We start from the raw sequence: 300 nt of genomic DNA on the forward strand, positions 1-300 counted from the left end.
CAAGGCGCTCGCGGACTTCGCGCACCGCGGCTGGCTGCGTCTTGAGGGCAAGAGCGTGCTGATCCTTGATCCGGAGCGCTTGGCCCGCCGCGCTCGCTGAGCGGCGACGTCACACATATCGCGAAGCTGACGCGCGTCGGCTGAAGAGTTCGGGGCTCCTTCCCGAGCTCTTCAGCCGACGCGCGTCCTTTGCGTGCGCGTGGCAGCCGGAATACGTCCGTGAAATTCACGTTGAACCTCGAGCGCAACGCGGTCCACCCCTGCTACGTCCAACGGCCGAACGCAAAGGCGAAAGGGGTC

At 66.0% G+C, this 300-nt stretch carries 1 pseudogene; it reads left to right on the plus strand.

Annotated elements, in window-relative coordinates:
• Positions 1-100, plus strand: a pseudogene (locus tag E1161_RS26930) (Crp/Fnr family transcriptional regulator); the annotation flags it as partial.
• Positions 101-300: the final 200 nt, after the last annotated feature.

Origin of the sequence: Saccharopolyspora aridisoli, assembly GCF_004348445.1 — a bacterium.
Lineage (GTDB): Bacteria > Actinomycetota > Actinomycetes > Mycobacteriales > Pseudonocardiaceae > Saccharopolyspora > Saccharopolyspora aridisoli.